The 12,571-nt window shown below is 62.2% G+C and carries 11 protein-coding genes, 1 other RNA gene and 1 pseudogene; 3 read left to right on the top strand and 10 right to left on the bottom strand.

The genetic code is table 11. From position 1 onward, the window contains the following. Positions 1–3 precede the first annotated feature (3 nt). From NLY37_RS26625 to ffs, 9 genes are all read right to left on the bottom strand, one after another. On the bottom strand, positions 4–924 hold the full coding sequence (locus NLY37_RS26625) for an ABC transporter permease (RefSeq protein ID WP_023669525.1): 921 nt from the start codon (positions 922–924) through the stop codon (positions 4–6). Further along, complete coding sequence (locus NLY37_RS26620) at positions 921–1,988, bottom strand: ABC transporter permease (protein WP_023669524.1); 1,068 nt, start codon at positions 1,986–1,988, stop codon at positions 921–923. The genes NLY37_RS26625 and NLY37_RS26620 overlap by 4 nt, the downstream gene beginning before the upstream one ends. A gap of 19 nt (positions 1,989–2,007) precedes the next feature. Next, positions 2,008–3,651: an ABC transporter substrate-binding protein gene (locus NLY37_RS26615; protein WP_023682026.1), complete on the bottom strand. Its 1,644-nt coding sequence runs from the start codon at positions 3,649–3,651 to the stop codon at positions 2,008–2,010. A 264-nt stretch (positions 3,652–3,915) separates the two neighbouring features. After that, a complete protein-coding gene (locus tag NLY37_RS26610; RefSeq protein WP_023740773.1) occupies positions 3,916–5,193 on the bottom strand; it encodes a lytic murein transglycosylase in 1,278 nt (425 codons plus the stop codon). A gap of 194 nt (positions 5,194–5,387) precedes the next feature. Further along, entirely contained in the window at positions 5,388–5,993 is a 606-nt protein-coding gene (gene recR / locus NLY37_RS26605) for a recombination mediator RecR (RefSeq protein WP_023740774.1), read from the bottom strand. A gap of 97 nt (positions 5,994–6,090) precedes the next feature. Next, positions 6,091–7,059 (bottom strand): cell wall hydrolase, encoded by a 969-nt coding sequence (locus tag NLY37_RS26600; RefSeq protein ID WP_023696746.1) that lies wholly within the window; start codon positions 7,057–7,059, stop codon positions 6,091–6,093. Between the two features lie 218 nt (positions 7,060–7,277). Beyond that, positions 7,278–7,601, bottom strand: a complete 324-nt coding sequence (locus NLY37_RS26595; RefSeq protein WP_023669519.1) for a YbaB/EbfC family nucleoid-associated protein — start codon at positions 7,599–7,601, stop codon at positions 7,278–7,280. A 31-nt stretch (positions 7,602–7,632) separates the two neighbouring features. Further along, complete coding sequence (locus NLY37_RS26590) at positions 7,633–9,444, bottom strand: DNA polymerase III subunit gamma/tau (protein ID WP_023740775.1); 1,812 nt, start codon at positions 9,442–9,444, stop codon at positions 7,633–7,635. A gap of 204 nt (positions 9,445–9,648) precedes the next feature. Further along, positions 9,649–9,745, bottom strand: an RNA gene (gene ffs, locus NLY37_RS26585) — signal recognition particle sRNA small type. A 157-nt stretch (positions 9,746–9,902) separates the two neighbouring features. Here ffs and NLY37_RS26580 point away from each other — a divergent pair. The 3 genes and pseudogenes from NLY37_RS26580 (at position 9,903) to NLY37_RS26570 (ending at position 11,679) form a co-directional block, all read left to right on the top strand. After that, entirely contained in the window at positions 9,903–10,322 is a 420-nt protein-coding gene (locus NLY37_RS26580; RefSeq protein WP_023682032.1) for an HIT domain-containing protein, read from the top strand. Positions 10,323–10,357: 35 nt separating this feature from the next. Then, complete coding sequence (gene nudC / locus NLY37_RS26575; protein WP_023682033.1) at positions 10,358–11,299, top strand: NAD(+) diphosphatase; 942 nt, start codon at positions 10,358–10,360, stop codon at positions 11,297–11,299. Positions 11,300–11,374: 75 nt separating this feature from the next. Next, positions 11,375–11,679 (top strand): annotated as a pseudogene (locus NLY37_RS26570) (Dabb family protein). Positions 11,680–11,685: 6 nt separating this feature from the next. Here the strand turns inward: NLY37_RS26570 and NLY37_RS26565 are convergent. Then, a complete protein-coding gene (locus NLY37_RS26565; protein WP_023682034.1) occupies positions 11,686–12,549 on the bottom strand; it encodes a prephenate dehydratase in 864 nt (287 codons plus the stop codon). Positions 12,550–12,571: the final 22 nt, after the last annotated feature.

Genomic DNA, 12,571 nt, shown 5'->3' with positions numbered 1-12,571 from the left:
CACTCATTGGTCGCCACTCCGGGGATCGAGCGCATCGCGCAGGCCGTCGCCCAGCAGGTTGAAGCCGAGACTGACGATCAGGATGGCGAAGCCGGGCGCGCCGGCCACCCACCATTGGTCGAGCACGAAGCGACGGCCGGACGCGATCATGGTGCCCCATTCCGGCAGCGGCGGCTGCGCGCCGAGGCCAAGGAAACCGAGGCCGGCGGCGGTGAGGATGATGCCGGCCATATCGAGCGTCACCCGGATGATCAGCGAAGAGATGCAGAGCGGCATGATGTGGCGCAGCACGATGCGGAACGGCGAGGCGCCCATCAATTGCACCGCCTTGATGTAATCGGAATTGCGCACGGTCATCGTCTCGGCCCGCGCAATTCGCGCGTAAGGCGGCCACGAGGTGATGGCGATGGCCAACACCGCGTTTTCGATCCCGGGGCCAAGGGCGGCGACAAAGGCCAGTGCCAGGATCAGCTTGGGGAAGGCGAGGAAGATGTCGGTAATGCGCATCAGAATGGCATCGGTCCAGCCGCCGGCATAGCCGGCGACGGTGCCGACCAAAAGGCCGATGGGGGCTGCGATGACAGCGACAAGAATGACGACATAGAGGGTCCAGCGTGAGCCAAAAAGAATGCGCGAATAGATATCGCGGCCGAGATCGTCGGTGCCGAACCAATGCGCCGCACTCGGCGCCAAAAGCCGGGCATTCTTGAGATCGCCGATGGTCGGCAAATAGGGCGCCAGCACATCGGCAAAGGCTGCGACCAGCAGCAGCGCGATGATGATGAGCAGGCCGAGAAACGCCAGCCGGTTGGCGGAAAAGCGCCGCCAAGCGACGTAGGCGCGGCCGAGCCGTGCCTGCATGCGCGAGGCCGGCCGATCGCTGAGCAGCCAATCGCGGCGCGTTTGGATTGCTTCGGCGCTCATCCTGTCTTCGTCCTCGGATCGAGCACCTTGTAGAGAACATCGGACAGGAGATTGATGCCGATGAACACCGAACCGATGACGATGGTGCCGCCGAGCACGGCGTTCATGTCGGCGTTCTGCAGCGAATTGGTGATGTAGAGGCCGATGCCGGGCCAGGAGAACACCGTCTCGGTCAGCACCGAACCTTCGAGCAGCCCGGCATAGGACAGCGCGATCACCGTGACCATCGGCACCGCGGCGTTGCGCAGCGCATGGCCCCAGATGATTCGCGTTTCAGACAGGCCCTTGGCGCGCGCGGCGACGATGTATTCCTGCGACAGCTCGTTCAGCATGAAGGAGCGCGTCATCCGGCTGATATAGGCGAGCGAGAAATAGCCCAGCAGCCCTGCCGGCAGGATGATGTGGCGGTAAGCGTCGTAGAAGACATCCCACTGGCCCTGCAGCGCGGCGTCGAGCAGGTAGAAGCCGGTGATCGGTGTGAATGTGTACTCGTAGACGATGTCGAGGCGGCCGGGAAAAGCCACCCATTGGAGCTTGGCGTAGAACAGGACAAGCCCCAAAAGCCCGATCCAGAAGATAGGCACGGAATAGCCGATCAGGCCGACAATGCGAACGATCTGGTCGATGAGACTGCCGCGTTTTACCGCTGCCAGCACGCCGAGCGGCACGCCGATCAACGAGCCTATCAAAGTGCCCAAAGTCGCCAGTTCGATCGTTGCCGGAAAGGCACGGCGGATGTCGGTCATCACAGGATTGGTGGTCAGCACAGAGGTGCCGAAATCACCGTTCAGCGCATGCTTGAGATAGATATAGAATTGCTCGATCAACGGCAGGTCGAGCCCCATCTCGCGGCGGGTGCGCTCGACGACATTGGCCGGTGCGCGGTCGCCGAGCACCGCCAGCACCGGATCGATCGGGATGACGCGGCCGATGAAAAAGGTCACCGCGAGCAGGCCGAGATAGGTGGTGACGGCGATGACCAGGAAGCGGCCGATCGCCAACAAGATAGCGACGGCGCGGGCGCTTCCCTGCCCCGCCGTCGCCTGGTTTTCAATCGCGCTCATCAGGGCGCGTCCGCCGGCGCTATTCCTTGGAGACCGGGCCGACGAAGTTGGTGTCGAAGCTCGGACCGAGCGCAAAGCCTTTCAGGTTTTTGCGCAGGCCTGCCACTTCCAATTGCTGGTGGATGATTACGAAGGGGCTGGTGTCGAGGATCGTCTTTTCAAGGCTCTTGTACATATCGGCGCGCTTGCCGGCATCCTTCTCCAGCAAGGCTGCTTCGGTCTGCTTTGTCAGGTCCGGGATGTCCCAGGCATTGCGCCAGGCCAGCGTCTTGGTCTTGCCTTCATCCGAATTGTCCGGGTTTGAGGCAAAGGTCTGGGCGTTGGAGTTCGGATCGAAATAGTCCTGGCCCCACTGGCCGATATAGATGTCATGATTACGGGCGCGGTATTTGGTCAGCGTCTGCTTGCCGTCGCCCGGGATAATTTCCAGCTTGATGCCGGCCTGGCCAAGCGTCTGCTGGATCGATTCCGCCATGCCCGTTGTTGGCTGTCCCGTGCGTACATCCATGGTTACGCTGAAGCCGTCGGCCAGGCCGGCCTTGGTCAGCAGTTCCTTGGCCTTGGCGACGTCGAACTTGAACGGATTTTCGTCCAGTTCGCCCAGCACGCCCTTGGGCAGGAAGGTCTGGTGGATCTCGCCAATGCCCTTGAGGATGGTCGTGCTCAGCGCATCGTAGTCGACCAGATATTTGAACGCCTGGCGAACCTCGGGCTTGGCGAGGTTCGGATTCTTCTGGTTGAGACTGATGTAAAAGACCGTGCCCTTCGGCGCGCTGGTCGTGGTGAGATCGGCATTCTTGGCGATGGCGTCGAGATCGTTCGGCTCAAGGTTGCGGGCAACGTCGATGTCGCCTGCTTCGAGCGCCAGGCGCTGCGCCGAGCTCTCCTTCATGTTGCGGTAGATGACGCGCGCGAGCTTGGCCTTCTCGCCATTGTAATTGTCGTTGCGCTCGAGCACGACGACCTCATTGGCCCGCCATTCGCGCAGCTTGTAGGCGCCGGAGCCGGCATAACCGGTCTTCAGGAAGGCGTTGCCGAAATCGTTGTCCCATTTGTAGTCGGCACTCGGCGTCACCGCGGCGACATGTTCCTTCACCAGCTTTGCGTCGACGACCGAAGCGACCGTTGCCGACAGGCAGTTTAACACGAAGCTCGGCGCATAGGCCTTGTCGACGGTGAACTGGAAGGTGGTATCGTCGACGGCCTTGGCCTTGTCGGCAACATTGTCGCCGCTGATGCCGAACTGGTTGATGATGAATGCCGGCGGCTTGTCCAGCTTGATGGCGCGCTCGAAGGAATAGGCGACATCGGCGGCCGTCAGTGGATTGCCCGAAGCGAACTTTAGGCCGGGCTTGAGCTTGAACGTATAGACCAGGCCGTCGTCGGAGACGGTCCAGCTCTCGGCAAGGTCGCCCTTGACCTTGGAGGTGTCGCTGAGATCGAGGCGGACCAGCAGATCATAGGTGTTGCCGGTGACCTCTGCGGTCGACAGTTCGAAGGCCTCGCCCGGATCCATGGATATGATGTCGTCGATGGCAAAACCTTCGACCAGCGTGTCGGCGGGCGTCACGGCGAAGGCGGGCGCAACGCCAATGAGCAGAGCGGACATGGCTGCACCTGCGAGCCAGACGCGCGAACGTAGAGCAAACTTTTCCATCATCATGATGATTGTTCCCTGTTTTGTTGATTGTTGACCCCGAGTTCCCGGCTCAGGGCTGCAGTAATCTTTTTCGCGGCCGGAGGACGACCGCTAGACCCAATACCGTGTTGATTTTTTTCCAGTTGGTCAACACCCTATCCGGCAGCCCTCCAACCGGCAACGGGCATTTTTGCGAGCCGGCATACTGGACCGGAATATGCTGTGCGCGTCGAAGCATGGGCGAGCCAATTGCAGCCGCCGATGGGGAAAAATCTGCTCTTTTCGGTGCTACTTGATGGCAGCAACCAGATCGGCGTCGGGGAAGCAGGTGGCGGGGCGGCCGTTCTTTTCCTGCCAGCTGCCGATCGAGCGGCGGGTCTTAAAGCCGGGCAGGCCGTCGGCGCTGCCGACATCGTAGCCCTTGGCCTCCAGCGCCCGTTGCAGCGCGGCGATGTCGGAACGATGCAGGCGGCCAACCGCACCCCAGCTGCCGACGAAATCAGCATCGCCATGGGCAATGCGGTCAGCGCCATGGCCGATGAACAGGGCGTACAGGTCGCTGGTGTTGTACTGTTTCAGCACGTAGAAATTGGGCGTGGCGATAAAGGCGGGGCCGCTGCGTCCGGCCGGCATCAAAAGGAATCCTTCCGCTTTCAGTTCGCCGGCCGGAAAGGCTTTGCCGCCGACGCGGCTGATTCCCATCGCCGCCCAGGCTGAGATCTTCTTGCCCTGGTCGGGACCTTCGAGCGAGCAGGAAACGCTTTCCGGAACCGTCACCTCGAAACCCCAGCCACGCCCCTTCACCCAGCCATAGTGGACGAGATAGTTGGCGATCGAGGCCAGCACGTCCGGCGTCGAATTCCAGATGTCCGGGTGCCCATCACCGTCGTAGTCGACGGCGTGCTTCAGGAACGAGGTCGGCATGAATTGCGGCTGGCCGAGCGCGCCGGCCCAGGACGATTTCATGGCGCCGACCGGCGCCAACCCATGCTCGACGATCTCGAGCGCCGCCAGTACCTCGGTGCGGAAGAAGTCCTTCTTGGTCGACATGAACGCCTTGGTGCCGAGAACCTCGAAGGCGTCGTAGGGCATTTTCGCCGCGCCGAAGCCGGTCTCGCGGCCCCAGATCGCCAACAGTATCTCGCCCGGGACACCGTAGCGCTTTTCGATCGCAGCCAGCGTCTTGGCGTTGGCCGCCTCGCGCGTGCGCCCACCTGACGTGACGGCGCGCACCGTCTTTTCGGCGAAATAGGCGCCGGGCGAACCGAACTCGGCCTGATGCTGTTTTTGCGGAGTTTTGGGTTTCTCGCCGGGCAGGACGAGGTCGGGCAATTTGAGGTTCGGCTTCACGCCGTCGAAAGCGGCGTCGAAGGTGGATTTGGAGATGCCTTTGGTCTGGGCTTCCGGCCAGAGATCGGTTTGCAGCCAGGCGCGGAACTGGTCGTCGATTTTGGCGGCGGAGGCGGGGGAGATGAGGAGGAGGGCGAGCAGAGCCGCAAGGAATGAAAATAGTAGCAGCCTTGGAGGCTTGCGTTCCCTCACACCCCCCTCTGTCCTGCCGGACATCTCCCCCTCAAGGGGGGAGATCAGCAGCTTCTCGGACGGCATTCTTCTTTCAACGCAGGTGGTAGGCGAAAACCGAAGCGACAGCCAATCTCCCCCCTTGCGGGGGAGATGTCCGGCAGGACAGAGGGGGGTGTTTGGCGCAAACCTCGAAGAATGCGAAGCTTTCATGTCGCACATCCTGCCCGCCAATTGCGTCAAAACGCCGTCCGCGAGCGCAAGGCCGCCGCCAGCGTCCCCTCATCCAGATAGTCGAGTTCGCCGCCGACCGGCACGCCATGTGCAAGCCTGGTGACCTTGATCTCGAAACCCGAGAGCTGGTCGGTGAGATAATGCGCCGTCGTCTGGCCCTCGACCGTGGCGTTGACGGCGAGGATCACCTCCTTCACGTCGCCGCCGGCGACGCGGTCGACCAGCGAGCGGACATTGAGCTGGTCGGGGCCGATGCCGTCGAGCGGCGACAGCGTGCCGCCGAGCACGTGGTAGCGCACATTCATGGCCGCCGCCCGCTCCAGCGCCCAGAGGTCGGAGACATCCTCGACGACGATCAGCGTCGAGGCATCGCGGCGCGGATCGGTGCAGATCATGCAAGGGTCGGAGGTATCGACGTTGCCGCAGGTCGTGCAGATGCGCACCTTGTCGGCGGCTTCAGCCATGGCGGCGGCGAGCGGCGACAAAAGCTGCTCCTTCTTCTTGATGAGGTGCAGTGCCGCACGCCTGGCCGAACGCGGCCCTAGCCCCGGCACCTTGGCCAGGAGCTGGATCAGGCGTTCGATCTCGGGACCGGCGATTCGCTTCGACATCGCACTGATCTAGGATTTTTCCGCGCGCTTTGAAACATGCCGCATACGCACCGAGCCCGCCATGCTGCCATGGCGGGCTTGGAAACTGTTTTTGGCGTCAGTAAGCTGACGCTGGCCGGGTCTGGTCGATAATCATCGCGCCGATAGCGTCGGTATTCTCAGGCGTCGACTGGAAGCCCATCGACGCTTCCTGCGTTGCCGATGGAACCGAGGTGATGTGGCGGGCGTTCAGCGTGCCGCCGAAACGCGAGGCATCGGGCTCGGCCATCGGCTCCTGCATCGCCACCTCCGTCTGCTTGGCGGCGACGCGGGCGCTCTTGGCGGGCGCCGCGGAAGCCGTCACATAGGTCTGCTCGGCCGGGGCACGTGTCGCCTTGGCTGCGCGAACCGCCGCGGCCTGCTTGGCAGGATCTGGACGGACAATGGTCTTCACCACCGGCTCGGCGTAGGCAACCTGCACCGGCGCTTCAGGCACAGGCGCGCGCGGCTGCGCCGAGGCAACCATGGTCGTGGATTCATCCGGCAGCGGCTGCCAGTTGCGACCGCGCTTCTCGTAGAAGGCGTTGCCGCCGGCAACCATGGTGTAATGCATGTTCTTGTAGGGGAACCTCAGGCCGGCGGTGTGGAAGTACATCGTGTTTTTCAGCTTGGCCTTGCGCTCGCCCTTGAGCACCGCATCGGCGGCCTCCTCGACATCGGGCATCGCTTTCGAATTCATCGCCCGCGTCATCACGCCGGGCGCGAACTGGCCCGGTTCGCCAACCACTTGGCAAATGGTGCTGCCATGATTGCCGGAGCGCAGCCGGTTCATCACCACCGTGCCGACGGCGATCATGCCGTCACGGCTCGAGCGGTTGGACTCGAAGAACATCGCCCGCTCCAGACATTCCTTCTCCTTCGGCGTGTTGCGGTAGGCGCGCGTCGAAAGGAAGCTGGGCGTGATGGCGTCGGTCAGACTGGCGACCGACAGGCCGTGCGAAGACGTGGTCTGGCTGCAACCGGCCAGGAACATAGGGGAGAAGATGATGCCGAGCAGAAGCGGCGTCTTCCATCGCGTCGCGATCAACAAAAATGCCTCATTGTCCAGATGCCAGCCCGCCCCGAGATGTGGCAAGAATGAGACTCTTAAAGGCAAAAAGATGGCTAAAGGATTAGCTTTCGTGCAGCATAGGTAAAACTTTATAAATGCCCGGATATGTCCGCGTGAGCAAAGCCGGAGAAAGTCTTAACAACAGCCTCCGCAGCCGATTTCCCTTCATAATCAATTAACTGGTTGGAGCCGGCTCAGAACGGCAATTTCATTCCGGGCGGGATCGGCAAGCCTGCCGTCAGCGCCTTGGTCTTCTCCTGCATAATCTGCTCGACCTTATTTTTGGCGTCATTGTGAGCGGCCAGCAGCAGGTCTTCGAGAATCTCGACCTCGTCCTCCTTGAACAGCGACGGATCGATCTTCAGCGACTTCATTTCGAACTTGCCGGTCAGCGTGACATTGACCAGCCCGCCGCCCGCCTGCCCGCTTGCTTCAATCGTCGCGATCTCGTCCTGCATGGCCTGGAACTTGGCCTGCATTTCCTTCGCCTTGCCCATCAGGCCGAGAAGATCTTTCATGGTCGGGTCCTTTGCGGATTCGTGGCTATGGTCAGGTTTCGTCGTCGTCGGACGGCGGCTCGACCGGCGCTTCGGCCGTGTCGGTGTCGACTTCCGGCGCGTCGGGAATGCGCACGTCGATGATCTTGGCGCCGGGAAAGCGCGCCAGGATGGCGGCCACAGCCGGATCGCTTTTCGCGTCGGAGAAAGCAGTCTCGCGCCTGGTCGATTCCATCTCGGCCAGCGTTTGGCCGCCCTCTTCCTTCGACAATGACACCAGCCAGTTGCGGCCGGTCCAGGCGCGCAGCTTCGTCGTCAAGTCGTTGAGCAGCATCTTGGGCGCATCGGCGGTCAGGCCGACGTCGATACGGCCGGGCTCGATGCGCACCAGGCGAATACAGCTCTTGACCAGCACCTTAAAGGCGATGTCACGCTGCGCGTCGGCAAGAGCGACAATATCGGCCAGCGATTTCAGCGGCGGCGATTGCGGCTCGACGACCGGCTGCGGAGGCGCGACAAAGGCGACCGGGGGCGCGTCGACCAATCGCATGGTTTGCGCACCGGCTGGCCCGGACGGCATCCGGGTCTGCGCTACCGCGCTGGCGCCGCCGCCATTGCCGGCATTTACCGGCGCACCATTCGGGCGTGACGCACCACCGGACGCCGGAGCGCCGCTCTCTAGAGATTTCAGCGCCTCGTCCAGCGTCGGCAGGTCGGCGGCATGCGCCAGCCGGATCAGCACCATCTCGCCGGCGCTGACCGGTCGGTTGGACGACTGCACCTCGGGAATGCCTTTCAAGAGCATCTGCCAGGTTCGCGACAGAACCTTGACCGACAGCGTGCTGGCGAAGTCGGCGCCGCGGCGGCGCTCATCCTCGGACAGGGAAGCGTCGTCGGCAGCCGTCGGCACGAAGCGCAGCCGGGTGACGAGGTGGTTGAATTCGGCCAGATCGGTCAGCACGGCAGCCGGATCGGCGCCGGTGTCGTACTGGTTGCGGAATTCGGCAAGGGCGGCCGCCACATCGCCTTTCATGACATGTTCGAACAGGTCGACGATGCGGGCGCGGTCGGCGAGACCCAGCATGGCGCGCACCGCTTCGGCGCTGACGGCGCCGCCGCCATGGGCGATTGCCTGGTCGAGGATGGAGAGCGAATCGCGGGCCGAGCCTTCGGCGGCGCGCGCGATCATCGCCAGCGCGTCGTCGTCTACCGAAATGCCTTCCTTGCCGGCAATGGAGGCGAGATGCGCGACCAGCGCGCCGGCATCGATGCGTCTCAGGTCGAAACGCTGGCAGCGCGACAGCACGGTGATCGGCACTTTGCGGATTTCGGTGGTGGCAAAGATGAATTTGACGTGCGGCGGCGGCTCTTCCAGCGTCTTCAACAGGCCGTTGAAGGCCTGGGTGGAGAGCATGTGCACTTCGTCGATGATGTAGACTTTGTAGCGCGCCGACACCGGGGCATAGCGCACGCGCTCGATAATGTCCCTGATGTCGTCGATGCCGGTATGCGACGCGGCGTCCATCTCGATGACGTCGACATGGCGGCCTTCCATGATCGCCTGGCAGTGCTCGCCCAGGAGGGCGAGGTCGACCGAGGGATGGTCGACCGTCGGCGTCTTGTAGTTGAGCGCCCGCGCCAGGATGCGCGCCGTCGTGGTCTTACCGACGCCGCGCACGCCGGTCAGCATCCAGGCCTGGGCGATGCGGCCTGTGGAGAAAGCGTTGGTCAAAGTGCGGACCATCGGCTCCTGGCCGATCAGTTCCGAGAAATTCGACGGACGATATTTGCGCGCCAGCACGCGATAGGCGACGGCCTTTTGCTTCTCCAGGTTTTCGGGGTCCGAATTTCCGGCTTCGCTCATTCGCCCGTAAAGCTCCAAAAGGCCGCGTCTCAGCGTAGCCGATTCCTGCTAGATCGTTTCACCGTTTTCTGAAACGGCAAACCGCTCTACCCTTTGCTTTAACGCAATTCCGGACGGGAAACCGCTCACACTTTCCCTGGAATTGCTCCAATAGTCTCGCCCGCGCTGCAATGCGTCGTCAATGTCGCGAGAGGGGCCGATGAGGTGGGAGGCTGGAACAATGACCCGTTCCGGGCTCGTTAGGGCTGCTTCCTTCCGGACCTGACCCGGTTGGCGAGTGGATCGTCCACCACCAACCTCCCGCGTTCCATATCGGCAATTCAGCGATCAAATGCAAGGGTGCATTGAGAATCGGATGCCCTTGAACTCCGCCGCTCAATGAATCGCTTGCAGCCCCCGTGCAGCCGCTCTAGCGTCATGAGTTTGGGAATAATGCGAGAAGCGCAAGGGAAACGCCAATGCTACCGGGCCTCAAGGCCGGATTCACGCTCGACTCCAGGCTGGAGGCGGATAGCGAGCAGCTGATGTGGCTCGGCCTGTGCGAGCTCAGGGTGATGAACGATAGCCGCTGGCCATGGCTGGTCCTGGTGCCGCAGCGGCCGGGGGCCGAAGAAATCCACGACATGACGCCGCTCGACCAGGCGATGTTGACCTTCGAAACCAACATGGTGGCGCAGGCGCTGAAAAGAACCACGGGCTGCACCAAGATCAACACCGGCGCGCTCGGCAACATCGTTCGGCAATTGCATGTCCACGTCATCGCCCGCTCGGAAGGCGATCCGGGCTGGCCGGGGCCGGTGTGGGGGCACGGCATGCGCGAGCCCTATGAGCGTTCAGGCATCCGCCAATTTGCGCAACAGATCAAGGCGGCGCTATAAGCCGCCTGTGTCCATCCCTAGACGTTCGAGCTTCCATGACCTTTCGCCTTTTTGACGCGCCCTTGCGCGAACCGAGCCAGTTCGTCGGCTTCGCCGGAAACACGATTGATCGGCAATCCGAGAACCGCGCCGACGATTCCGTCGAAAGGGCGTTGGCCGATCCCTCGGCACGTCTTCTGCCGATGCATGGCGGACGGCTGTATCTGAAATTGCACGATGGCAGCTTCGACCCTTGGTTCGATCTGGCTGAGAGCCAGAAGCTGCAGCCATCACTCGCACAAGGCGTGCTGCTTGGCTTTGCCGAGAGCGGCCCGGTCCTTGCCGTGCCGGTCGGCCTCGATCCCGAACAGCTACCGGAGACCATGAAGGCGATCGATTATCGCTCGGTCTATATGCAGGGGCTGATCGACGAGGCGGCAGCGGGCGCGCTGGCGCAAGGCGCCGCCCTGCTTGCCTGGCATGCCACCCATCGCTTCTGCAGCAAATGCGGCCATGAATCGCATATGCGGGCCGGCGGCTACAAGCGCCATTGCCCAAATTGCGGCACCGAGCACTTTCCACGCACCGATCCGGTGGCGATTATGCTGACGGCGACGCGGGAAAAATGCCTGCTCGGCCGCGGCCGGCATTTCGGGCCCGGCATGTACTCGGCGCTTGCCGGCTTCATCGAGCCGGGCGAGACGATCGAGGCGGCGGTGCGCCGCGAAACGCTGGAGGAAGCCGGCATCCGGCTCGGCCGCGTCGTCTACCATGCCAGCCAACCCTGGCCGTTCCCCTATTCGCTGATGATCGGCTGTTTCGGCGAACCGCTCAATGACGACATCCAGGCCGATCTCAACGAGTTGGAAGATTGCCGCTGGTTTTTTCGCGACGAGGTGCGTTCCATGCTGGAGAGGACGCACAAGGACAATCTGGTCACGCCGCCGAAAGGCGCGATCGCGCATCATCTGATCCGCGCCTGGGTCGACAGCGAATAAGACTTGTTATTTTACGCAATTCCGGACGGAAAACCGCTTCACACTTTTCCTGGAATTGCTTAACGGGAGCAAAAAATGATCCGTCACACCGTGGTTTTCACCCTGAAGCACCCGCAGTACTCGCTGGAGGAAAAGCGGTTCCTCTCCGATGCCAAGCGCATTCTCAGCGCAATCAAGGGCGTCACCCATTTCGAGCCGCTGCGGCAAGTCAGCCCGAAAAACGACTATCACTTCGGCTTCTCGATGGAGTTCGTCGATCAGGCCCCTACACCAGATATAACGAGCATCCCGACCACGTTGCCTTCGTGCGCGACCGCTGGATCCCGGAAGTCGAAACCTTCATGGAAATCGACTATGTGCCGCTGACCCTGCTGGTTTAGGGAACCTTAGTCCGCGACCTTCCACTGCTCGCGCGACTCGCTGGCGGGATAGACACCCAAAATGCGCACTTCGCGCGAGAAGAAGCGCAGTTCGTCCAGCGCCAGCTTGACCAGTGGATCGTCGGGATGGCCCTCGATATCGGCGTAGAACAGCGTCGCGGTGAAGGCGCCCAACTGATAGCTCTCCAGCTTCGTCATGTTGACGCCGTTGGTGGCGAAACCGCCCATTGCCTTGTAGAGCGCAGCCGGCACGTTGCGGACACGGAACATGAAGGTCGTCATCATCTTGGTGTCGGCCGAGGGCCGTTCGGCCAATCGCTTGTCCTTGGTCAGCACGACAAAGCGGGTGACATTCGAATCCGTGTCCTCGACGTTCTTCTCGATGATGTCGAGGCCGTAGAGTTCTGCGGCTAGCGCCGGGGCGAGCGAGGCCATGGTGCGGTCCTTGAGCTCCGAGACCAGCTTCGCAGAGCCCGCCGTGTCGCCGGCGATCACCGGCTTCCAACCGTTCTTGCGGATGTATTTGCGGCACTGTCCCAGCGCATGGATATGGCTGTGCACGGTCTTGATCTCTTCGCGTTTGACGCCTGGCAGCACCATCAGCTGGAAGTGGATCGGCAGAAAATACTCGCCGACGATGTGGAGTTTCGATTCCGGCAAGAGATGATGAATGTCGGCGACGCGGCCGGCGATGGTGTTTTCGATCGGGATCATGGCGAGGTCGGCCTTGTTGGTCTCGACCGCGTTGAAGGCATCCTCGAAGGTGGGGCACGGCAACGGCTCCATCGAAGGGAACATGTTGCGGCTGGCGGTGTCGGAATTGGCGCCCGGTTCGCCTTGGAAGGCTATTCTGTTGGTCTTGTCAGGCATGCCGATATCTCAGGTTGAAGGT

This window comes from Mesorhizobium sp. C395A, from assembly GCF_030323205.1.
Classification (GTDB): domain Bacteria; phylum Pseudomonadota; class Alphaproteobacteria; order Rhizobiales; family Rhizobiaceae; genus Mesorhizobium.
The sequence above is the reverse complement of the archived record's forward strand: the minus strand, read 5'-3'. Positions and strand labels throughout refer to the sequence as shown.

Excerpts from the sequence above, each read along its gene's own strand:
- NLY37_RS26625 (WP_023669525.1), bottom strand. The coding sequence starts at position 924 with ATGAGCGCCGAAGCAATCCAAACGCGCCGCGATTGGCTGCTCAGCGAT.
- NLY37_RS26620 (WP_023669524.1), bottom strand. The coding sequence starts at position 1,988 with ATGAGCGCGATTGAAAACCAGGCGACGGCGGGGCAGGGAAGCGCCCGC.
- NLY37_RS26615 (WP_023682026.1), bottom strand. The coding sequence starts at position 3,651 with ATGATGATGGAAAAGTTTGCTCTACGTTCGCGCGTCTGGCTCGCAGGT.
- NLY37_RS26610 (WP_023740773.1), bottom strand. The coding sequence starts at position 5,193 with ATGTCCGGCAGGACAGAGGGGGGTGTGAGGGAACGCAAGCCTCCAAGG.
- recR (WP_023740774.1), bottom strand. The coding sequence starts at position 5,993 with ATGTCGAAGCGAATCGCCGGTCCCGAGATCGAACGCCTGATCCAGCTC.
- NLY37_RS26595 (WP_023669519.1), bottom strand. The coding sequence starts at position 7,601 with ATGAAAGATCTTCTCGGCCTGATGGGCAAGGCGAAGGAAATGCAGGCC.
- NLY37_RS26590 (WP_023740775.1), bottom strand. The coding sequence starts at position 9,444 with ATGAGCGAAGCCGGAAATTCGGACCCCGAAAACCTGGAGAAGCAAAAG.
- NLY37_RS26580 (WP_023682032.1), top strand. The coding sequence starts at position 9,903 with ATGCTACCGGGCCTCAAGGCCGGATTCACGCTCGACTCCAGGCTGGAG.
- nudC (WP_023682033.1), top strand. The coding sequence starts at position 10,358 with ATGACCTTTCGCCTTTTTGACGCGCCCTTGCGCGAACCGAGCCAGTTC.
- NLY37_RS26565 (WP_023682034.1), bottom strand. The coding sequence starts at position 12,549 with ATGCCTGACAAGACCAACAGAATAGCCTTCCAAGGCGAACCGGGCGCC.